Source organism: Kitasatospora sp. NPDC048298 (genome assembly GCF_043201465.1).
Taxonomy (GTDB): domain Bacteria; phylum Actinomycetota; class Actinomycetes; order Streptomycetales; family Streptomycetaceae; genus Kitasatospora.
In genome coordinates this window covers 15,446-33,794 of record NZ_JBICYZ010000063.1, presented here as the reverse complement: position 1 = coordinate 33,794, position 18,349 = coordinate 15,446, and the positions used below count along the sequence as shown (strand labels likewise).

The 18,349-nt window shown below is 72.5% G+C and carries 21 protein-coding genes and 1 riboswitch; of the genes, 6 read left to right on the top strand and 15 right to left on the bottom strand.

What is annotated here, in order from left to right; all coding sequences use genetic code 11:
- Positions 1-37 precede the first annotated feature (37 nt).
- Both ACGF0D_RS33965 and ACGF0D_RS33960 read left to right on the top strand, forming a co-directional pair.
- Entirely contained in the window at positions 38-1,537 is a 1,500-nt protein-coding gene (locus ACGF0D_RS33965) for an alpha/beta hydrolase family protein (protein WP_392922804.1), read from the top strand.
- Positions 1,538-1,696: 159 nt separating this feature from the next.
- Positions 1,697-2,260: a hypothetical protein gene (locus ACGF0D_RS33960; RefSeq protein ID WP_392881457.1), complete on the top strand. Its 564-nt coding sequence runs from the start codon at positions 1,697-1,699 to the stop codon at positions 2,258-2,260.
- A gap of 23 nt (positions 2,261-2,283) precedes the next feature.
- Here ACGF0D_RS33960 and ACGF0D_RS33955 read toward each other — a convergent pair whose 3' ends face one another.
- The gene (locus tag ACGF0D_RS33955; protein WP_392922801.1) at positions 2,284-3,213 is read right to left on the bottom strand and encodes a LysR family transcriptional regulator; all 930 of its coding nucleotides are present in this window, start codon (positions 3,211-3,213) and stop codon (positions 2,284-2,286) included.
- 130 nt (positions 3,214-3,343) lie between these two features.
- Here ACGF0D_RS33955 and ACGF0D_RS33950 point away from each other — a divergent pair, with 130 nt between their 5' ends.
- The gene (locus ACGF0D_RS33950; RefSeq protein WP_392922798.1) at positions 3,344-3,730 is read left to right on the top strand and encodes a VOC family protein; all 387 of its coding nucleotides are present in this window, start codon (positions 3,344-3,346) and stop codon (positions 3,728-3,730) included.
- Between the two features lie 63 nt (positions 3,731-3,793).
- On the opposite strand, the gene ACGF0D_RS33945 is transcribed toward ACGF0D_RS33950, so the two are convergent.
- From ACGF0D_RS33945 to ACGF0D_RS33925, 5 genes are all read right to left on the bottom strand, one after another.
- Positions 3,794-4,231: an SRPBCC domain-containing protein gene (locus ACGF0D_RS33945; protein ID WP_392922796.1), complete on the bottom strand. Its 438-nt coding sequence runs from the start codon at positions 4,229-4,231 to the stop codon at positions 3,794-3,796.
- 137 nt (positions 4,232-4,368) lie between these two features.
- Entirely contained in the window at positions 4,369-4,791 is a 423-nt protein-coding gene (locus tag ACGF0D_RS33940; RefSeq protein ID WP_392881446.1) for a hypothetical protein, read from the bottom strand.
- 260 nt (positions 4,792-5,051) lie between these two features.
- Positions 5,052-5,459, bottom strand: coding sequence for a type II toxin-antitoxin system VapC family toxin (locus ACGF0D_RS33935; protein WP_360242984.1), 408 nt, complete (start codon positions 5,457-5,459; stop codon positions 5,052-5,054).
- Complete coding sequence (locus ACGF0D_RS33930) at positions 5,456-5,686, bottom strand: antitoxin (RefSeq protein ID WP_392922794.1); 231 nt, start codon at positions 5,684-5,686, stop codon at positions 5,456-5,458. The genes ACGF0D_RS33935 and ACGF0D_RS33930 overlap by 4 nt, the downstream gene beginning before the upstream one ends.
- A gap of 124 nt (positions 5,687-5,810) precedes the next feature.
- Entirely contained in the window at positions 5,811-5,963 is a 153-nt protein-coding gene (locus tag ACGF0D_RS33925) for a thiamine biosynthesis protein ThiC (protein WP_392922792.1), read from the bottom strand.
- A 226-nt stretch (positions 5,964-6,189) separates the two neighbouring features.
- Between ACGF0D_RS33925 and ACGF0D_RS33920 the strand changes: the two genes are divergently transcribed.
- Positions 6,190-7,581, top strand: a complete 1,392-nt coding sequence (locus ACGF0D_RS33920) for an FAD-binding oxidoreductase (protein WP_392922790.1) — start codon at positions 6,190-6,192, stop codon at positions 7,579-7,581.
- A gap of 165 nt (positions 7,582-7,746) precedes the next feature.
- Here ACGF0D_RS33920 and thiC read toward each other — a convergent pair whose 3' ends face one another.
- From thiC to ACGF0D_RS33900, 4 genes are all read right to left on the bottom strand, one after another.
- Entirely contained in the window at positions 7,747-9,555 is a 1,809-nt protein-coding gene (thiC, locus tag ACGF0D_RS33915; protein ID WP_392922787.1) for a phosphomethylpyrimidine synthase ThiC, read from the bottom strand.
- Positions 9,550-9,684, bottom strand: a riboswitch (TPP riboswitch). (Overlaps the previous gene by 6 nt.)
- A 180-nt stretch (positions 9,685-9,864) precedes the next feature.
- Positions 9,865-10,065, bottom strand: coding sequence for a DUF5326 family protein (locus ACGF0D_RS33910; protein WP_049653234.1), 201 nt, complete (start codon positions 10,063-10,065; stop codon positions 9,865-9,867).
- A gap of 224 nt (positions 10,066-10,289) precedes the next feature.
- Positions 10,290-10,961 carry a thiaminase II gene (gene tenA, locus ACGF0D_RS33905; protein ID WP_392881434.1) on the bottom strand — a complete coding sequence of 224 codons (672 nt, stop codon included), beginning with the start codon at positions 10,959-10,961 and terminating at the stop codon, positions 10,290-10,292.
- Positions 10,962-11,005: 44 nt separating this feature from the next.
- Positions 11,006-11,323: a cupin domain-containing protein gene (locus tag ACGF0D_RS33900; protein ID WP_392881927.1), complete on the bottom strand. Its 318-nt coding sequence runs from the start codon at positions 11,321-11,323 to the stop codon at positions 11,006-11,008.
- 120 nt (positions 11,324-11,443) lie between these two features.
- On the opposite strand from ACGF0D_RS33900, the gene ACGF0D_RS33895 reads away from it, so the two are divergent.
- Complete coding sequence (locus tag ACGF0D_RS33895; protein ID WP_392881431.1) at positions 11,444-11,824, top strand: phage holin family protein; 381 nt, start codon at positions 11,444-11,446, stop codon at positions 11,822-11,824.
- A 127-nt stretch (positions 11,825-11,951) separates the two neighbouring features.
- Here the strand turns inward: ACGF0D_RS33895 and ACGF0D_RS33890 are convergent, their stop codons facing one another.
- Together ACGF0D_RS33890 and ACGF0D_RS33885 are read right to left on the bottom strand one after the other, a co-directional pair.
- Positions 11,952-12,377, bottom strand: a complete 426-nt coding sequence (locus ACGF0D_RS33890) for an SsgA family sporulation/cell division regulator (protein ID WP_392881428.1) — start codon at positions 12,375-12,377, stop codon at positions 11,952-11,954.
- Positions 12,378-12,573: 196 nt separating this feature from the next.
- Positions 12,574-13,374: an IclR family transcriptional regulator gene (locus ACGF0D_RS33885; protein WP_392881426.1), complete on the bottom strand. Its 801-nt coding sequence runs from the start codon at positions 13,372-13,374 to the stop codon at positions 12,574-12,576.
- 241 nt (positions 13,375-13,615) lie between these two features.
- Between ACGF0D_RS33885 and ACGF0D_RS33880 the strand changes: the two genes are divergently transcribed.
- Positions 13,616-14,176: an NUDIX domain-containing protein gene (locus tag ACGF0D_RS33880; RefSeq protein WP_392881423.1), complete on the top strand. Its 561-nt coding sequence runs from the start codon at positions 13,616-13,618 to the stop codon at positions 14,174-14,176.
- Here ACGF0D_RS33880 and ACGF0D_RS33875 read toward each other — a convergent pair whose 3' ends face one another.
- From ACGF0D_RS33875 to ACGF0D_RS33865, 3 genes are all read right to left on the bottom strand, one after another.
- Positions 14,177-15,745, bottom strand: coding sequence for a globin domain-containing protein (locus ACGF0D_RS33875; RefSeq protein ID WP_392922784.1), 1,569 nt, complete (start codon positions 15,743-15,745; stop codon positions 14,177-14,179). It abuts the gene before it with no gap.
- Positions 15,746-15,977: 232 nt separating this feature from the next.
- A complete protein-coding gene (locus tag ACGF0D_RS33870; RefSeq protein ID WP_392922860.1) occupies positions 15,978-17,324 on the bottom strand; it encodes a dihydrolipoamide acetyltransferase family protein in 1,347 nt (448 codons plus the stop codon).
- Positions 17,324-18,292 (bottom strand): alpha-ketoacid dehydrogenase subunit beta, encoded by a 969-nt coding sequence (locus ACGF0D_RS33865; RefSeq protein ID WP_392881923.1) that lies wholly within the window; start codon positions 18,290-18,292, stop codon positions 17,324-17,326. Before ACGF0D_RS33865 ends, ACGF0D_RS33870 begins: the two co-directional genes overlap by 1 nt.
- Between the last annotated feature and the right edge of the window lie 57 nt (positions 18,293-18,349).

The following is an 18,349-nucleotide window of genomic DNA, read 5'->3' as shown; positions in this document are numbered from 1 at the left end:
GAACCCACACGTGGAGACCGACCGGGGGAGACCAGCGATGAGCACCGGACCCGACCGACCGTCACGCACCGGACCGGCGCCGCTGCCGGCCACCGCCCTGCTGGCGGCCCTGCTGGCGGCGCTGGCGGTGCTGCTCCCCGCCGCCGGGCCGGCGAGCGCCGCGCCCATGAGCGGCGCGCCCGTGAGCACCGCGTCGGCGACGGGCGGCGACCCGGTCCCCAGCCCGGTCGACTTCACCGGCGCGGGCGGCACCACCCTGCACGGCCTGGTGCTGGCCGCACCCGCCGCGCCGGCCGGCAGCCGCGGCCCGGGGCTGGTCATGCTCCCCGGCGCCGGCCCCGGCCCGCTGGCCGAGCTGCGGGCCGCCGCCGAGGCGTACGCGCGGCACGGCGTCACCACGCTGATCTTCGACAAGCGCACCGACGGCTACTCGATGACCCACCGGGACTACGGGCAGCTGGCCGACGACGCCCTGGCCGCCGTACGGCTGCTGCGCTCCCGGCCGGAGGTCGCGCCGGACCGGGTCGGCCTCTGGGCCCTGTCCGAGGGCGCCTGGCCGGCCACGCTCGCCGCCACCCGCTCCGCCGACGTGACGTACCTGGTCACCGTCGGCGCGGTCGGCCTCGGCCCGGCCCGCCAGCAGGCCTGGGCGTACCGGGGCTACCTGCACCACGCCGGCGTCTCCGGCTCGCTGGTCACCGCGCTCGCGGACACCTCGGTCCGGCAGCTCGCCGCCGCCGGGCTGTTCCCGGAGGCCGAGTACGACCCGGTGCCGGTGTGGGAGCGGGTCCGGCAGCCGGTCCTCGCCGAATGGGGCGCGCTGGACCGCGAGGCCGCGCCCGAGGAGAGCGCGACGACCATCCGCCGGGCCCTCGACCACGGCGGCAACACCCACTACACGCTGCGAACCGTCCCCGGCGTCCGGCACAACCTGCACCTGACCGGCGACGACGGCTACGACCGACCCGACCTCCTCCCGGCGGACTACGCCGACACCGAGTCCGCCTGGATCCAGCGGCTCGCCACCGGCCTCCCCACCGCCTCCGCCGACCCGGCCCCGCACCAGGACGCCGCCAGCCGCGCACTCGACCCGCTCCCCTGGTACGAGTCGACCTGGGTCGAGGCCGTCGCCACCCTGCTGTGCCTGACCGGCTTCGCCGGTTACGCCCTGACCGGCGCCGTCCGCCGTCTGCGCCGCCGCCCGCGCCCGGCCGCGCTGCCCCGGGCCGCCCGCTGGGCCGCCCTCGCCGGAACCGCCGCCGTCCTGGGCGCGCTCGGCTACCTGCTCTTCCTGATGCTCACCGCCGCGATGTACCCCGGGCCGGTCCTGTTCGGCCGCCCGGTGATCTGGCTGGCCGTCCAGCTGCTCGGGCTGTTCGCGCTCGGGGCGGCGGCCGTCGCCGCGGCCGGGGCCCGGCGGGAGCGGGCCGCCCTGGCCGCCGCCGGCCCGGTCGACCGGCTCCGGCTCGGCGCCCTGCTGCTGGCCGGGGCGGTGTTCCTGCCCTGGGCCCTGTCCTGGGGGCTGCTGCTGCCCTGACCGCGCGCTTCGTCTCCGGCATCGTCCTGGGGTCAAGGCCCGCTCCCTCGCCCGGGGGAGCGGGTTCAGCCCGGGTGAGGACGCCCCCGCCGGCGGATTCCGGGAACGTCGAAGCCGGTGGCGGACGGACGGCGTCCGCCCGGGGCGGGAGGCGGAACCATGGGCGCACGGACGATCGGGGCACGACTGCACGGCACACCCGCCCCGGGCGTGCCCCGCTGGGCGGTCCGGACCGGGTACGCGATCACCCTGGCCGTCCTGCCCTCCTGCCTCTGGCGGATCGGCGGCTTCATCCTCGGACTGCCGCTGTTCGAACCCGGCCCGACGCCCCCGGAGCAGGACCCGACCTCCTTCGACGGCGGCTGGGCGTACATCCTCGCGCTCAGCGTGGTCAGCGAGGCGCTGGCCCTCCTCTGCTTCGGCCTGGTCGCCCGCTGGGGCGAGGTGTGGCCGCGCTGGATCCCCGTCCTCGGCGGCCGGCCGGTCCCGGTGCTCGCCGCCGTGCTCCCGGCCGGGCTGGGCTCGGCGGCGCTGATGGTCTTCCCGTACTCGATGGCGATGTTCGCGTTCGGCCTGACCCTCCGGGGCGACCGGGCCTCGGGGCTGATCACCCACGGCTGGCAGACCGTCGCGTTCTGGGTCGGCTACCTGCCGCTGGCCGCCTGGGGCCCGCTGCTCGCCGTGCTCACCGTGCACTACTACCGTCGGCGCAGGGCGAGTTGAGCCGCTTCCCCAGGAACTTCCGGTCAGTCCGTCGCCGCCACCACGCACAGCGGCGCCGCCTCGGCGGTCGCCTCCGAGACCACGTCCGCCGCCGCCCGGACGAAGGCGCGGACCCGGGCGGTGGTGTTGCTCTCCAGCCAGACCGGGCCGCGCTCGATCGGCGGCGCGTCGTGGATCGGCACGTACGCGACGTCCGGGCGCGGGTAGTAGCGGCGGGAGTGCTCGCCGACCGGGAGGACACCGCGGCCCATCGCCACCAGGCTCAGCAGCTCGGAGAAGGTCGCGCCGGACGGCCCCTTGGGCACCGGACGGCCGGACGGGGTGCGCTCGGGCGTGCGGTCGCGCTTGAAGGCCGCCGAGGTGACGGCCGGGTACTGCACCACCGGGTGGTCGCCCAGCACCTCGACCGACACCGACCGCTCCGCGGCCAGCGGATGCCCGGCGGCCACCGCGAGGACCCGCCGCTCGGTCAGCAGCACCGGGCCGCGGGCCATGCCGTCGAACGGGTAGGAGGCGATCAGGACGTCGACCGAGCCGTCCTCCAGGCTCGAACGGGAGTTGGCGAGCTGCACCTCGCGCACGTCCACCCGGCACTCCGGGTGCCGCTCGCCGAACAGCGCGACCGCCCTGAGCAGCACCGGCGCCGTCCACTCGCCGAGGAACGCCACCCGAAGCTCCCCGGTGACGCCCCGGCCGGCGTCCTCCGCCCGACGCAGCGCCGCCTCCATCGCCGCCACCACCGGGACCAGGTCGTCGGCCAACTGCCGCCCCACCACGGTGAGTCGGACCGAGCGGCTGGTGCGGTCGAACAGCTTGCCGCCGATCCGGCGCTCCAGCTTCCGCACCACCTGGCTGACCCGCCCGGTGGTCAGGTGCAGCCGCTCGGCCGTCCGGCCGAAGTGCAGCTCCTCGGCGAGCCCGAGGAAGACCTCGACCTCCAGCCGTTCCAGCATCCCGGCCCCGCCCCTCGATCGTTGAATCCGGCTCAACGATCGTACGGCGATCCGGCATTGATCACCCGTGCGGCCCGGAGGATCGTGGAACCCGTCCCCAGCAGTCGCACCCGAGCGGAGCCGGTCACCCATGCGCGTCGTAGCCTTCGACCACCTCGTCCTGAACGTCGCCGACGTCGAGCGTTCGCTGGCCTTCTACTCCGGCCTCCTCGGCCTGGCCCCCGTGCGGGTCGACGAGTGGCGGGCCGGACAGGTGTCGTTCCCGTCCGTCCGGATCACCCCCGAGACCATCATCGACCTGGTCCACGGCCCCCGGCACGCGTCCAACGTCGACCACATCTGCCTCACCGTCGATCCCCTCGACTGGCAGGAGGTCATCGACGCGGGCACCTTCGACGTCCTCGAAGGCCCGGTCCCCCGCTTCGGCGCCCGCGGCACCGCCACCTCCGTCTACGTCCGGGACCCGGACGGCAACACGGTCGAGCTCCGCTGGTACCCGCAGGACGCCACCGCCTGAACGGGTGCCGTCCCGGACCCACGGGGGTGGACCGGGACGGCACCGAAACGCCCTGACCGCCGGTCAGTTCCGGCCGGCGAGGTGCTCGACCAGCCGGTCGAAGCTGGAGTTGAGCCCGGCCTCGGCCTCCGGGCCGCGGAACATCTCCGGCACCTCGGTCTGGTGCAGCACCACCTGGGTGCGGCCCTCGCCGAGCTCGCTGAAGGTGATCGTGGAGCGCATGCCCGAGCCCTCCTCCACCATCGTGAAGGACTCGCCGGCCCGGAACTCGGCGATCTCCGCCTTCACCGGGTACTGCTCGCCGGTCTCGTCGACCACCATGGTGCTGTCGTAGCGACCGCCCACCCTGGCCTCGACGGTCACGCTCTCCAGCGGCACGTGGGTACCGACCGGGCCCCAGAAGCAGACGAACCGCTCCGGCTCGAAGTACGCCTCGAACGCGTCCGCCGGGGTGCCGGGCAGCTCGCGGGTGATGGTCAGCTCGCCCAGGTTCTCGGTCATCTCGGTGTCTCCTGTGTGTCGGGTGATCGCTTGCACAGGGGTAGACCGGAACGGCGCCGAGAACTCATCGCTCCCCGCGAAACTTTTTCGACGGCCTCCGCCCGGGGTCGCCCCCGGGCAGGCTGCTCGACGTCAGATCACTTCTTCGGGGTCAGGCAGAGCACGAACTTCTCGCTGTCCATCTGCTGGGCGAGCGCGTCGAAGTCGCCGCCGCAGGCGTTCACGTCGAAGGTGTTGTCGACGACCTTCGACACCGTGTGGGTGGCCTTGCTGTCACCGCAGCCGACCGTGTCGACCTTCGGGTGGTTCTCGGTCCCGGTGACCTGCACGCAGTCGCCGACCTTGGCGCGCACCGGCCCGTCGGCCGCGTCGAGGACGGCAACCTTGACGATCGCCACGATGACGATCACCACGAGCGTGCCGAGCACGGAGAGCACCTTCTTGCGCTTGCTCTTCGTGGGCGCGGGCGCCGGCGCCTGCGGGGCCTCGGCGTACGGGGACGGAGTCGCGGCAACCGCCTCGGGGGACGACGGGGCCTGGGGGTTCTGCGGGGTGGTCATGAAATCCTCTGATGTGCGCAACGTAGCTGGTGGGGCCGCCGCACCCTATCGGCGCCCGACCTGCGCGTTTCCGGCATTCACGGCGATACCAACCCGCGCGTGACCCAAGTGAGATGCAAAGAATCGGCAATGCACCGAGGCATCGGCGACGAACTCGGTGTTCACGGCGGTGGATCCGGCGCCGTGCCCGTCGCGGATCTTCTGGAGATATTCGTCGAGCAGAAGGTCAACAAAGGCGCCACTGCACAGGGTTGCGTCAGTCAGGGGTGGATCGAGGCGAAGACCTCGATCTCACACTTCGCCGCACCGCTGCGTTTGATCCTCGCATCGCTGGTGATCAGTGGTACGCCCAGGGCTTCCGCCAGGGCGACGTACTGGGAGTCGTAGGCGCTGAGGTTGGCGTGCAGCTTCCTCACCCGGTCCCAGAAAGGCAGCGTCTCCCGTTTGGCAATGGGAAGCAGCCGGTATGCGGCGACCGCCCTCTCCACTTCCTTCTCGGTCAGCTTGCCGCCACGTTGCATGCCGAGGAGGGCTGACTGGATCTCGTAGTCAAGGAGGGTAGGAGCGTAGACGTCCCCAGCCTCGGCCAGGCGGTTGCGGATGAGCTCCCCGTCGGAACCGTGGGCCGTGAGAACCAGGACGAGGGCAGAGCAGTCAATGACGATCAACGCCCGGCTCGCCCTTCATCGACGGCAGCGAGAACGTCGGCGGCGCTGACGTTGGCAGTGGTTTCCCGGTTCAGCCTTTCCATCATCTCCGCCATTGTGGGCTTGGAGGCCTCCCTGGCGATCAGGTCCTGCATGAACGCCTGCAGCGACTTGCCGGCCTGAGCTGCGCGGACCTTCAGGGTCTGGATCTGGTCGTCCGGGACGTCCCGGATCGTGAGGGCAGTCATGTCTGCATTCTAGCTCCAGTATCTGCAAAATGCAGATACTGGAGTGCATCCGGAGCGAGAACAACGAAGCGCCGCCCCGAGAAGCGAAGCTCTCGGGGCGGCGCTCAGGTGCCAGGCTCCTGCGTCAGTCTGCGAGCGGGAGGTAGACCCGGTTGCCCTGAGCGGCGAACTCCTCGGACTTGGCCTGCATACCGGCCAGCTCCTCGGCGTCGAACTCGGTGTTGACGGCTCTGGAACCGTCGCCGTGCTCATCCCGAATCTTTTGGCTGATCTTCATCGACGACAACTTCAGCCCGAAACCAGCACATCAGGTCGCCGCTGCCGGCTCCATGTCCTCTACCGAGTGGGCACCGCATTCCTCGGACGGTCGTTGGTCGCACATCGCGTCCTGTGGGGCCGTCCACCAGCGCGGCGTAGCGTGAAAGGTGGCCAACCAGGGACCGTCGGCGAAGTGCGCCGATCGTTCCGCTGACAGGACGGGGCCCACGGCAGGAGCGGCGCAAATGAGCAAACAGACGGTTGAAGAGTTGACGGGCCGGGTGCACGGTGCGGTGGTCACTGCCGGCGACGAGAGCTATGACGAGGCCCGCAGGGTCTACAACGCCATGATCGACCGGAGACCGGCAGCGGTCGTGCGGTGCGCCAACGCGGGCGATGTCATGGCCGTGGTGAACTTCGCCCGGGAGAACCTACTCGACCTGGCGGTCCGCGGCGGGTCGCACAGCGCCCCGGGGTACGGGACCTGCGACGACGGCATCGTGGCCGATCTCGGTGGGATGCGCGGTGTCCGGGTGGACCCGGAACGGCGGACGGCCCGGGTCGAGGGCGGGGCCACCCTGGCGGACCTCAACGCGGCGACCTACCCCTTCGGCCTGGCCGTCACCGGCGGGATCATCTCCACCACCGGGGTCGGCGGGCTCACCCTCGGCGGCGGCTTCGGCTATCTGGCGCGCAGGCTGGGTCTGACCTGCGACAACCTGATCTCCGCTGACGTGGTGACGGCAGACGGCCGGTTCCTGGTCGTCGACGAGCGGAGCCACCCCGACCTGTTCTGGGCGCTGCGCGGCGGGGGCGGCAACTTCGGCGTGGTGACCTCCTTCGAGTACCGGCTCTTCCCGGTCCAGGACGTCTATGCCGGGCCGATCCTCTACGAGCTGGGGCACACGGCCGAGATCATGCGGTTCTACCGCGACGCCATCGTGGACGCCCCCGAGGAGCTGAGCGTCTTCCCCGGATTCCAGATCGCACCGCCACTGCCGTTCATCCCGGCGGACCGGCACGGCGACACCTTCGCGATGATGGTCGTCTGCTGGAGCGGCGCGATGGAGGAGGCCGAGCGGGCTGTGCGGCCGTACCGAGAGGTGGCGCCGGTGGTCGCCGAGATGGTCGGCCCGATGCCGTACCCGGCGGTGGTGGGCATGTTCGACGCGCTGCTGCCGCCCGGCCTGCACCAGTACTGGAAGGGCACGTTCGCCACCGAGCTCACCGACGGGGCGATCGCCGCACACGTCGAGTACGGTCCGCGGGTGCCGACGGTCAATTCGGCCTGCCACGTCTATCCGCTCAACGGCGCCGTCCACCGGGTTGCCCCCGATGCCACGGCCTTCTCCTACCGCGACGCCGACTTCGCCACCGTGATCGTCGGTGCCTGGCCCGACCCGGCCGACTCCGAGGCCAACATCGCATGGGTGCGCGACTACTACGCGGCCCTGGAACCGCACTCCGCTGCCGGCGGCTACGTCAACTTCGTCAGTGCCGACGACCAGCAGCGGGTCACCTCCGACTACCGCGACAACTACGCCCGCCTGGTCGCCGTCAAGCAGGCCTACGACCCCAGCAACCTCTTCCACGTCAACCACAACATCCGGCCCCGGATCACGAGCGTGGCCGGATGAGGACGGCTGCCGAGACGGCGGAGATCCTGTTCACCCGGGACGCCAGTGTCACCTTCCACGGGTTCCACGCCGACGGCGAGCGCGTCATCGTCGAGGAGTAACCGCAGGCGAGGGAGCACCGCCCCGGGAAGCGGAAGCTCTCGGGGCGGCACTTCGGACGCGGGGTCAGTCGGCCAGCGGGAGGTAGACCTTGTTGCCCTGGGCCTTGAACTCCTCGGACATGGCCTTCATGCCCTCTACGGCCTCCTCGTCGTAGTCCGGGGAGGGGGCGCCGTTGCCGAACTTCTCATTGATGGATTTGCTGATCTTCATCGAGCAGAACTTCGGACCGCACATCGAGCAGAAGTGGGCGGTCTTGGCGGGCTCGGCGGGGAGGGTCTCGTCGTGGAAGTCGCGGGCGGTCTCCGGGTCGAGGGCCAGGTTGAACTGGTCCTCCCAGCGGAACTCGAAGCGGGCGTCGGAGAGGGCGTCGTCCCAGGCCTGGGCCCCGGGGTGGCCCTTGGCGAGGTCGGCGGCGTGGGCGGCGATCTTGTAGGTGATCACGCCGGTCTTGACGTCGTCGCGGTTGGGCAGGCCCAGGTGCTCCTTGGGGGTCACGTAGCAGAGCATCGCGGTGCCCCACCAGGCGATCATCGCGGCGCCGATGCCCGAGGTGATGTGGTCGTAGCCGGGCGCGACGTCCGTGGTGAGGGGGCCGAGGGTGTAGAACGGCGCCTCGTCGCAGATCTCCTTCTGGAGATCCATGTTCTCCCTGATCTTGTTCATCGGGACGTGCCCCGGGCCCTCGATCATCACCTGGACGTCCCGCTCGCGGGCGATCCGGCCGAGTTCGCCGAGGGTCTGCAGCTCGGCGAACTGCGCCTCGTCGTTGGCGTCCGCGATCGAGCCGGGCCGCAGGCCGTCACCGAGGGAGAAGGTGACGTCGTAGGAGGCGAGGATGTCGCAGAGCTCCTCGAAGTTGGTGTAGAGGAAGTTCTCCTGGTGGTGGGCCAGGCACCAGGCCGCCATGATAGAGCCGCCGCGGGAGACGATGCCGGTCTTGCGGCGGGCGGTGAGCGGGACGTAGCGCAGCAGCACGCCGGCGTGGACGGTCATGTAGTCGACGCCCTGCTCGCACTGCTCGACGATGGTGTCCCGGTAGACCTCCCAGCTCAGCTCCTCGGCCTTGCCGTCCACCTTCTCCAGGGCCTGGTAGAGCGGCACGGTGCCGATCGGCACCGGCGAGTTGCGCAGGATCCACTCACGGGTGGTGTGGATGTTGCGGCCGGTGGAGAGGTCCATGACGGTGTCGGCGCCCCAGCGGGTGGCCCAGGTCATCTTCTCCACCTCCTCCTCGATCGAGGAGGTGACGGCCGAGTTGCCGATGTTGGCGTTGATCTTCACCAGGAAGTTGGTGCCGATGATCGCCGGCTCCACCTCCGGGTGGTTCACGTTGACGGGGATGACGGCCCGGCCGCGGGCCACCTCGGCGCGCACGAACTCGGGCGCCAGGCCCTCGCGCAGCGCCGTGAACTCCATCTCCGGCGTCACCACGCCCCGCTTGGCATAGGCGAGTTGGGTGACGGCGGCGCCATCGCGGGCGCGCAGCGGGCGGCGCGGACGGCCGGGGAAGACGGCGTCCAGGTTGCGCAGGTTCCCGCCGCGCGGCGAGGTGTGCTTGATCCCGTCGTCCTCGGGGCGCGGCTCGCGGCCGTCGTACTCCTCGACGTCGCCGCGCTGGCGGATCCAGGCGTCCCGCAGCGCGGGCAGGCCGCGCCGCACGTCGGGCTCGTAGGACGGGTCGGTGTACGGACCGGAGGTGTCGTACAGCGGGACGGACTTGCCGTTGGTGAGCCGCACCTCGCGGTACGGGACGCGCAGGTCGGGGCGCGATCCCTCGCGGTACGCCTTGCGCCAGGCCGGAGTCGGGTAGCCGGTGCGCTCGCTGCTGGGGGCGCCCTGGGCAGACTGCGGCTGTGCTTCGAACGTGGTCATCTGACCTCTACTCCCTACGCCGGCATTACCCGGTCAGGTTCCTGCGGTCGACGCAGCCGTCGGTCCGTCCGTCGACGTCCCGGTCAGCGTCCTCTCAGCCCGGTGCTCCGAGCTCCCGCGTCGCAGGCGGTGTTGCCTGCACACGACGCCCAACACCGTAGCGAGCCGATCGCCGCAGGTCCAGAGCGCAACGGCCGGGCCGGCCGGCCTCCCCGGGGGATCGGCCCCCGCGAGATGCGGGAACGGCCGAGGCCCGGCCCCCCGTCTCGCGGGGGGCCGGGCCTCAGGGCGGCGGTACGGGGCGAACGGTCAGCTCTTGGCGGCCTTCTTCACCAGGACCACCACGGCGGCCGCGATGCCGACCACCACCAGCAGCTTGATCACGATCGAGAGCAGTGCGCCGACGACGCCGAACACGAAGGCGACGATGTTCCAGGCCAGCACCAGGACCAGCACCGGGATGACGATGTTGCGCACCCAGGAGGGCAGCGACTTCCAGAGCTCAGCCATGTCGGTTCCTCTTCTCCCCTCGGGTCGGCCGCCGTCCGGTGCCGCATCCCGCTTGCTTTCGTACTTCGATCGTACGGTGGCGCGAGTGCCGGAACGAGGCCCAACGGCCCGGAGAGAACCCCGAGATCACCCCGAGCCCGAACCCCCGGGTGACCCCCGAGAATCCGCCCGGCCCTCGGCCCGAACCACCCCGGACGGCCGGGACGACGGGGCTCCCGTGCAGCTCAGACCGGCCAGCGCTCACCGCGCCAGGCGGCGTCCCAGAACATCCACTCGTAGCGCGAGGTGGTCACGAAGTGCTCGACCACCTTGCGGCGTTCGGCCGCGGACAGCTCCTCGCCCAGCCGGTCGGTGAGCGCCAGCACCCGGCGGACCACCGCCTGGAAGGCCTCGTCTCCGTAGGTGGCGATCCACTTGGCGTACAGCGGGTCGGGCGAGCCCTGGGCGAGCAGCGTCTCGCCGACCCGGGCATAGATCCAGTAGCAGGGCAGCACCGCGCCGACCGCCTCGGCGAAGGAGCCGCCGTAGACGGTGGCCAGCAGGTAGCTGGTGTACGCCCGGGTGGTGGGCAGCACCGGCTCGGCGGCGGCCTGCTCGGCGCTGCCGCCGAAGGCGGTGAGGAACTCGGCGTGCATGCCCTGCTCGGCGGCCAGCGCGCCGACCGCGTCGTCGGCGAAGGCCCGGACGTCCTCCTCGCCGGGTGCCTTGGCGGCGCAGACGGCGAGGGCGCGGGCGTAGTCGCGCAGGTAGTGCGAGTCCTGGACGACGAAGTGGCGGAAGGCCTCGCGCGGCAGGGTGCCGTCGGTGAGCCCGGCCAGGAAGGGGTGGGCCAGGATCTCGGCGTACACCGGCTCGATGGCCGCCCAGAGTTCTTCGGTCAGCGTCTTGGTGCTCATGACGCGACCCTAACCGCCGGGGTTCTCGGCGAGCGCCGGAGTTCTCAGTCCTCGGGCGGGGAGAAGACCACCAGGACCCGCAGTTCCTCGGTGACGTGGTGGAACCGGTGCGGGGTGCCGGCCGGCACGTACACCACGGTGCCGCGCCCGACCGTCGCGGTCTCGGCGCCGACGGTCAGTTCGGCCCGGCCGCTGATCACCTGGTAGATCTCGTCCTGGTCGTGCGCGGTCTGGGTGTCGGTGTCGCCGGGGGCGAGCGCGTACAGCCCGGCGGACATCCGGGGTTCGCGCAGGAACCGCAGGTAGGCACCGTCGTTGGCCGCCCGTTCGGCGTCCAGTTCGTCCAGCCGGAAGAGCTTCACCGCCGCCGTCCTCCCTCGTCCTCGGGGCCGTCCGTCCACCTCGCGGACCAGGGGCATTCAACACCACCCCGCCGTCCGGTGGTTCCGCCGGGACCGTGGTTCCTGCCAGGCTTGGGCGGCATGAAGGGTTTCGTCATCAAGACACTGATCAACGCGGCGGCCATCTGGGTCGCCGCCTGGATCGTCAGCGGCATCCGACTCGCCCAGGGGGACGCCGACTGGCAGCACAAGGCGCTGACGGTGCTCGGCGTCGCCGTCGTCTTCGGCGTGGTGAACTGGCTGATCAAGCCGGTGGTCAAGCTGTTCTCGTTCCCGCTGTTCATCCTCACGCTGGGCCTGATCACCTTTGTGATCAACGCCCTGATGCTGATGCTCACCTCCTGGGCCTCCGGGAAGCTGAACCTGGACTTCCACGTGGTCAACTTCGGTGCCGCGCTGGTGGGTTCCCTGATCATCAGCCTGGTGGCGTGGGGTCTGCACCTGGCCCTGGACGACGACTGACCGGTGTCGTGAGGACGACAGGAAGGGGCCCGCACCCGGGGTGTTCCACCGGGTACGGGCCCCTTCGACGTTCCTGCGCCGACCGCGTCGGCCGGGCCTGCCGGGCCGACCGCGTCCGCCGGGTCGTTCAACCCGCGTTCTCACGCCCCCTGAGCAGGTCCGCGAGCTGGGCGTCGATGTCCCGCCCGGAGAACTCCTGCCCCATCGGCACCAGCCGGTCGGTGCGCGCCAGGAAGGCGATCAGCGGCGCGGACGAGGCCCGCAGCAGGGCGTCGCCGTCGGGGGAGCGCAGCACGATGGAGACCTCCGAGAGCTCCTCGCCGACCGGGCGGACGTGCACGTCGCCCTCGCCGGCCGGTCCGCTGATCCCGTCGAGCAGCAGCTCCCTCGCGAAGTACCAGGTGACCGGGGCGTCGCCGGGCAGGTGGAAGGTGAGCCGGACGGCGTACGGGTCGTCGGCCTCGTACGCCAGGTCCACCGGGAGACGGAAGGAGAGCTCGTGCGAGACCACGAGGTTCATCACCAGGTGACCCTGGACTGTGCTGTGCTGCATGGCGCCAGTACCTCTCGTTCTGCCCGCGCCGTCGGTCCCTGGTCCGATGGCGGCCGGACATTCTTTCGACGGTTTTTGTGACGGTTTATGCAACCAATCCATGTTCGATCATCATCGTCCACGTTTGGGGATGTAGTGGACAAGGTGTGCTTTTTCAAATGGTGAACGAGCCGCAGCAGGTCCAGACCAAGTGGCGTCAGAAGATGAACGTCGGGCTCATCGCCCCCACCCCGCGCCGAAGTTGACGGGCCGCCGGCCCCAACCGGTCGGCCTGTTCGACCGGCAGCGACAGGGCCATGGTGGCGACCACCGGGCCGATGGTGATCGGGACCGCCGCGCAGACCGTCCCGAGCGCGTACTCCTGCCGCTCCAGCACGGGCATGGTCGGCCGCAGCGAGGCGAGCCGGCGCAGCACGGCGCTCTCGCCGGTGAGGGTGGACGGGGTGATCCCGGCCGGCGGGTGGCGGGCGAGGTGGTCACGGCGCGCCTCCTCGGGCAGCTGGCCGAGCAGGCACTGGCCGATGGCGTGGGCGTGGGCGGTGGCCCGGAAGTCGGCCCAGGGCTCGACGGCGGGGCGGTTCGGGTCCTCGGCCACGTCCACCACCTGGACCTCGCCGTCCCGGTAGAGCGCGAAGTAGACGGCGGCGCCGAGTTCGTCCCGTAAGCACTGCATCCGGGTCCGGAGGTCGGGATCGCCGGTCCGGGCGCGGGGGCCGGCGATGCCGTCGAGCGCGTCGCCGTGGAAGAAGCGCCCCTCGGAGCGCCGCAGGTAGCCCTCGTGGGCCAGGGTGCGCAGCAGGTGGTAGGCGGTGCCGAGGGGCAGCTCGGCGGCGCGGGCCAGCTGCTTGGCGGTCGCGCCCTGCCGGAAGTCCCCGACGGCCTCCAGCAGCCGCAGCGCCCGCTGGACGGAACCGATCAGGGTGGGTCCGCGCTCCGCCGCCGGCCGCTGTGGCACGGCCTCCCGCGTGATCTCGAACGGTTGTGCGATCCGATCCATGTCACCCGACCCCCAGCAGCCCGAGTCCCTCGTGCAGGTCCGTGCCCAGAGCGGGCACGCGGAACGAAACCTCCCATTTGCCCGATAGCTGCTCATTGCAGCACAGCGGACCCCCGAACGGATGCACCTGCCCGGATCGGCGTTTCGACCCGATCCCGGTGTGTTTCGACCCGTTCCCCTGGTTTCGCCCGCTCCCCGGCGCGGGAGACTCACGCACAACGCGCCAGCCCCGGAGGTGGCCATGGGCCCCGAGAAGCACACTCCGCCACCGAAGCACACCCCGCCACCGCGCCCGGTCGTGAAGCGCACCGCGCGGGCGATCCTGCTGGAACTGGACCCGGACGACCCGTACGGCCCGGCCTCGATCGTGCTGATCCGGCGGGTCCGGCCGGGCGCGCCGCACCCGTACTGGATCACCCCCGGCGGCGGGGTCGAGCGCGAGGACCGCACGGTGGTCGAGGCGCTGCACCGCGAGGTGGACGAGGAGCTCGGCGGCAAGGTCGTGGACGTGGTGCCCGCCTTCGTCGACACCATCAGCCACACGCTCCACGACGACGGCACCCTGCTGCACCCGCACGGGGTCAAGGTGCAGCACTTCTTCGTCTGCCGGCTCGCCTCGATGGACCTCAGCCGGCGGCACGGGCCCGAGGTGACCGACCCCAACGGCGAGTACGAGGTGGTCCGGCTGCCGTTCACGCGCGAGGGGGTCACCTCGGTCAACGTGGTCCCGCCCCGGCTGCGGGCGTACCTGGCGGCCAACATCGAGGGCATCCGCGCGCTCCTCGCCCCCGACCTCGGGTGATCAGCCGACGGCCGGCCCGCCGACCGGGTCGTGCCGGATCCGCCCGGCCGGCACCCCGGCGCGCAACAGCACGCCCACGCCCCGGCGCACCATCGCGGGCGGCCCACTGAGCACCGCCTCGCGGCCGCTCCACGGGCCGAACCGGCCCACCACCTCGGGCAGTTCACCGGCCAGCAGGCCCCCGGTCGGACCGACGGCGACACCGGACAGCGCCGGACGGACCGTCAGCCACGGGTGCCGAAGCTCCAGTTCGCGCAGCCCGTCCAGCTCGTACAGCTCCTCGGCCCGGCGGGCCCCGTAGAACACCTCGACCCGGCGGCCGGACGCACCGTACGCGACGGCCTCCTCGACCAGGGCGCGGATCGGCGCGATGCCGGTACCGCCGCCCAGGCAGAGCAGGTCGGGGCCGGCGGCGTGGTCGACGGTCATCGAGCCGGCCGCCGGGCCCAGCCGCAGCACGTCCCCGGGCACCGCCCGGTGGACCAGCGCGTTGCTCACCCAGCCCGCCTGGACGGCCTTGACGTGGAAGGTGAGCAGCCCGTCCGGGCGGGGCGCCCCGGCGAAGGAGTAGTGCCGCCAGACCCGCGGCCACCAGGGCGTCTCCAGGGCGGCGTACTGCCCGGCCCGGAACGGGTAGGCCTGGTCCGGGCGGACGGTGATCGCCGCGACGTCCCGGGTCCGGCGCTCGTGCCGGACGATCTCGCCCTGCCACCAGGGCGGCGAGGTGCGGGCGTCCTCCTCGGCGGCCTCGATCATGACCGAGGAGACCATCCGGCAGGCGCGGAGCCAGGCCGACTCGGCCTCGGCGTCCCAGCAGCCGGCCGCGTACCGGGCCAGCGTCCGCACCAGGCACTCCTCCACCGCGGCGCAGTGGCCGGCCGGTGGGCCGTACCGGCGGTGGCCGCGGCCGAGTTCGGCCAGCGTGGCGCGCAGGGCCGCCGGCCGGTCCAGCTCGCGCACGACGGCCAGCAGGGTGCGGAACAACCGGTCGCGGTGGACGTCCATGGCGGCGGGGAAGAGCGCGCGGAGCTCGGGGTGGCGCAGGAAGAGCAGCGCGTAGAAGTGCGCGGTGGCCCGGTCCGCGACCGGCTGCAGAGCGGCGACGCCGGCCCGGACCAGCTCGACGTCCCGGGCGGTGAGCGGCGCCTGCTCGGCGGCCCGACCTGGCCGGGCGGTCGGCAGCGCGGCGGACGGGGGCGTCGCCGGGAGCTGCCCGACCGGGGTCCGCACACCCCAGGCCTCGCTCCACCGGTCGCCCGGACCGGCCCAGTTGCGGCCGGGCGTGTCCGCGAACGGCGGGCGGAAGGCGTGGTCGGGGAGAGGAACGGGCGCGGGGGCGGGCGCGGGCGAGTGGACCGGGACGGTCGGCGGCCGGGTCGGCCGGGCCGGGATCACCGGACGGACCGGCTCCAGCAGCGACACCGGAGGCACCGGGGGCACCGACGCCACCGGAGGCAGCACCGCCGTCGGCGCGTCCGCCTCGGGTGCGGCCGTCGACAGGCCCGGGACCGAGGCGACCCCCGCCGAGCCGTGCCCGGTGCGGACCAGGACTGTCCCGCGGGACTTCACCGCTACGTTTCGAGTACCCAAGTGAATCGTTTCGCCTCCGGCCGGCTGCGCCACCACCTGGCTTGTCCCTGTTGGCGCCAGGGCAGCGTGGCACGGCCGGACCGCCCGTCCGACGAATCACGCGAAGCCCTGACAGCCGGGCCCGGAACGCGCTACTCTCCCCGGCCGCGGTCGCCCTGAGTGCCTCTCCGTGCACCCAGGGCGACCATGGCCCCGCGGTCGACGACCGGGCTCAGAGCTGCCGCAGCAGCATCCCCGGCTGCTCCACGCAGTCCGCGACGAACCGCAGGAAACCGCCGGCCGTCCCGCCGTCGCAGACCCGGTGGTCGAAGGTGAAGGACAGCTGGGTCACCTCGCGCACCGCCAACTCCCCCTGGTGGACCCAGGGTTTGGCGACGATCCGGCCGACCCCGAGCATCGCCGCCTCCGGGTGGTTGAGGATCGGGGTGGATCCGTCCACACCGAACACGCCGTAGTTGTTCAACGTGAAGGTGCCGCCGGTCAGTTCGGCCGGGGTGAGCGCACCGCTGCGCGCCGCCTCGGTCAACCGGCCCAGCTCCTCGCCGAGTTGCTCGGTGCTACGGCTCTGCGCGTCCCGCACCACCGGGACGACCAGCCCGCGCTCGCCCTGCGCGGCGAAGCCCAGGTGCACCGCCGCATGCCGGACGATTCCCGAACCGTCCTCCGTCACCGAGGAGTTGAGCTCGGGGAAGCGGGCCAGCGCGACCGTACAGATCCGCGCCAGCAGCGCCAGCACGCTCACCTTCGGCCCCGGTGTCGCGTTCAACTGCCGCCGCAGGGCCATGAGTTCGGTGGCGTCCGCGTCCACCCAGCAGGTCGCCGCCGGGATCTCCCGGTGGCTGCGGCTCAGCTTCTCGGCCACCGCCTTGCGCAGCCCGCGCAGCGGGACGACACCGTCCTGCGCGGCGGGCCCGGCGGGCGCCGGAGTCGCCACCTTGGCCGCGACCGCCCGTTCGACGTCCGCGCGCATGATCAGCCCGTCCGGCCCGCTCCCGGTGAGCGAGGCCAGGTCGACCCCCTGCTCCCTGGCCAGCCGCCGCACCAGCGGCGAGATCACCGGCACCACCGCCGGAGCCCGCACCGCCGGAGCCTGCACGGCCACGGCACCGCCAACCGCACCGGCCACCGCCGCAGCCGAGGCCGAGACCGGCTCCACAGCCGCAGCCGCAGCCGAGGCCGAAGCCGGCACCCCGACCCGGCGCCGCCGCCCGCCCCGGCCCGGCTCGGCGACCCCGAACCCGACCAGCGGCCGCTCCACCTCGGCGGTCACGACGCCCGGCTCGGCCACAGCCTGCCCGACGCTCCCCTCCGCCGCCGCCACCGCGACCGTCACCAGCGGAGCGCCGACGGCGATCTCCTCGCCCTCCTCGCCGTACCGCGCGGTGACCACCCCGCCGTACGGGCAGGGCACCTCCACCACGGCCTTGGCGGTCTCCACCTCCACCACCGGCTGGTCGACCGCGATCACCTCGCCGACCTCGACCATCCAGCGCACCACCTCCGCCCCGGTGAGTCCCTCACCGAGGTCGGGCAGCCGGAACTCCCGCACGACGGGCATCATCCTCGGTCCTCCCACTGGAGCCGGGCGACCGCGTCCAGGATCCGGTCCACCCCGGGCAGGTGGTGGTGCTCCAGCATCGGCGGCGGGTACGGGACGTCGAAGCCGGTGACCCGCAGCACGGGCGCGGCCAGGTGGTGGAAGCAGCGCTCGGTGACCCGGGCCGCGATCTCCGCGCCGGTGCCGCCGAAACCGCTCGCCTCGTGCACCACCACGGCCCGGCCGAGCGAGCGCACCACCCGGCAGACCGTCTCGTCGTCGAACGGCACCAGGGTGCGCAGGTCCAGCACCGCGAGGTCCCAGCCCTCGGCCCGCGCCGCCTCCGCCGCCTGCAGGCAGACCGGCAGCGAGGGGCCGTAGGTGATCAGCACGGCGGAGGTGCCGGTGCGCCGCAGCACCGCCCGGCCGATCGGCTCGACCGGCGCCGCCGGGTCGAAGTCGGCCTTGCCCCAGTAGAGCCGCTTGGGCTCCAGGAAGACCACCGGGTCGTCGGAGGCGATCGAGGCGCGCAGCAGCCCGTACGCGTCGGCCACCGTCCCCGGGGTGACCACGTGCAGGCCGGGGGTGCTGGTGTAGTACGCCTCGGAGGCGTCGCTGTGGTGCTCGACGCCGCCGATGCCGCCGCCGTACGGGATGCGGACGGTGATCGGCAGCGGGAGCCTGCCCGCCGTGCGGTTGCGCATCTTGGCGACGTGCGAGAACAGCTGCTCCAGCGCCGGGTAGGCGAAGGCGTCGAACTGCATCTCGACCACCGGGCGCAGCCCGTACATCGCCATGCCGATCGCGGTGCCGAGGATGCCCGCCTCGGCCAGCGGGGTGTCCAGGCAGCGCTCCGGACCGAACTCGGCGGTGAGCCCGTCGGTGATCCGGAAGACACCGCCGAGCGCGCCGACGTCCTCGCCGAGCACGTGCACCGACGGGTCCTCGCGCATGGCGTCCCGCAGCGCGGAGTTGAGCGCCTGCGCCATGGAGGCGGTGCGAGCACCGGAGGGGTGCCGCGCGGCGGCTCGGCCAAGGGCGGGGGC

Bases quoted from the DNA above. Each gene is read 5' to 3' on its own strand.
- ACGF0D_RS33885 (WP_392881426.1), bottom strand. From the start codon at position 13,374: ATGGATCGGATCGCACAACCGTTCGAGATCACGCGGGAGGCCGTGCCA.
- ACGF0D_RS33940 (WP_392881446.1), bottom strand. From the start codon at position 4,791: ATGACCACCCCGCAGAACCCCCAGGCCCCGTCGTCCCCCGAGGCGGTT.
- thiC (WP_392922787.1), bottom strand. From the start codon at position 9,555: ATGACCACGTTCGAAGCACAGCCGCAGTCTGCCCAGGGCGCCCCCAGC.
- ACGF0D_RS33890 (WP_392881428.1), bottom strand. From the start codon at position 12,377: ATGCAGCACAGCACAGTCCAGGGTCACCTGGTGATGAACCTCGTGGTC.
- ACGF0D_RS33870 (WP_392922860.1), bottom strand. From the start codon at position 17,324: ATGCCCGTCGTGCGGGAGTTCCGGCTGCCCGACCTCGGTGAGGGACTC.
- ACGF0D_RS33865 (WP_392881923.1), bottom strand. From the start codon at position 18,292: ATGGCGCAGGCGCTCAACTCCGCGCTGCGGGACGCCATGCGCGAGGAC.
- tenA (WP_392881434.1), bottom strand. From the start codon at position 10,961: ATGAGCACCAAGACGCTGACCGAAGAACTCTGGGCGGCCATCGAGCCG.
- ACGF0D_RS33925 (WP_392922792.1), bottom strand. From the start codon at position 5,963: ATGAAGATCAGCCAAAAGATTCGGGATGAGCACGGCGACGGTTCCAGA.
- ACGF0D_RS33895 (WP_392881431.1), top strand. From the start codon at position 11,444: ATGAAGGGTTTCGTCATCAAGACACTGATCAACGCGGCGGCCATCTGG.
- ACGF0D_RS33920 (WP_392922790.1), top strand. From the start codon at position 6,190: ATGAGCAAACAGACGGTTGAAGAGTTGACGGGCCGGGTGCACGGTGCG.
- ACGF0D_RS33880 (WP_392881423.1), top strand. From the start codon at position 13,616: ATGGGCCCCGAGAAGCACACTCCGCCACCGAAGCACACCCCGCCACCG.
- ACGF0D_RS33910 (WP_049653234.1), bottom strand. From the start codon at position 10,065: ATGGCTGAGCTCTGGAAGTCGCTGCCCTCCTGGGTGCGCAACATCGTC.
- ACGF0D_RS33950 (WP_392922798.1), top strand. From the start codon at position 3,344: ATGCGCGTCGTAGCCTTCGACCACCTCGTCCTGAACGTCGCCGACGTC.
- ACGF0D_RS33955 (WP_392922801.1), bottom strand. From the start codon at position 3,213: ATGCTGGAACGGCTGGAGGTCGAGGTCTTCCTCGGGCTCGCCGAGGAG.
- ACGF0D_RS33960 (WP_392881457.1), top strand. From the start codon at position 1,697: ATGGGCGCACGGACGATCGGGGCACGACTGCACGGCACACCCGCCCCG.
- ACGF0D_RS33945 (WP_392922796.1), bottom strand. From the start codon at position 4,231: ATGACCGAGAACCTGGGCGAGCTGACCATCACCCGCGAGCTGCCCGGC.
- ACGF0D_RS33965 (WP_392922804.1), top strand. From the start codon at position 38: ATGAGCACCGGACCCGACCGACCGTCACGCACCGGACCGGCGCCGCTG.
- ACGF0D_RS33930 (WP_392922794.1), bottom strand. From the start codon at position 5,686: ATGACTGCCCTCACGATCCGGGACGTCCCGGACGACCAGATCCAGACC.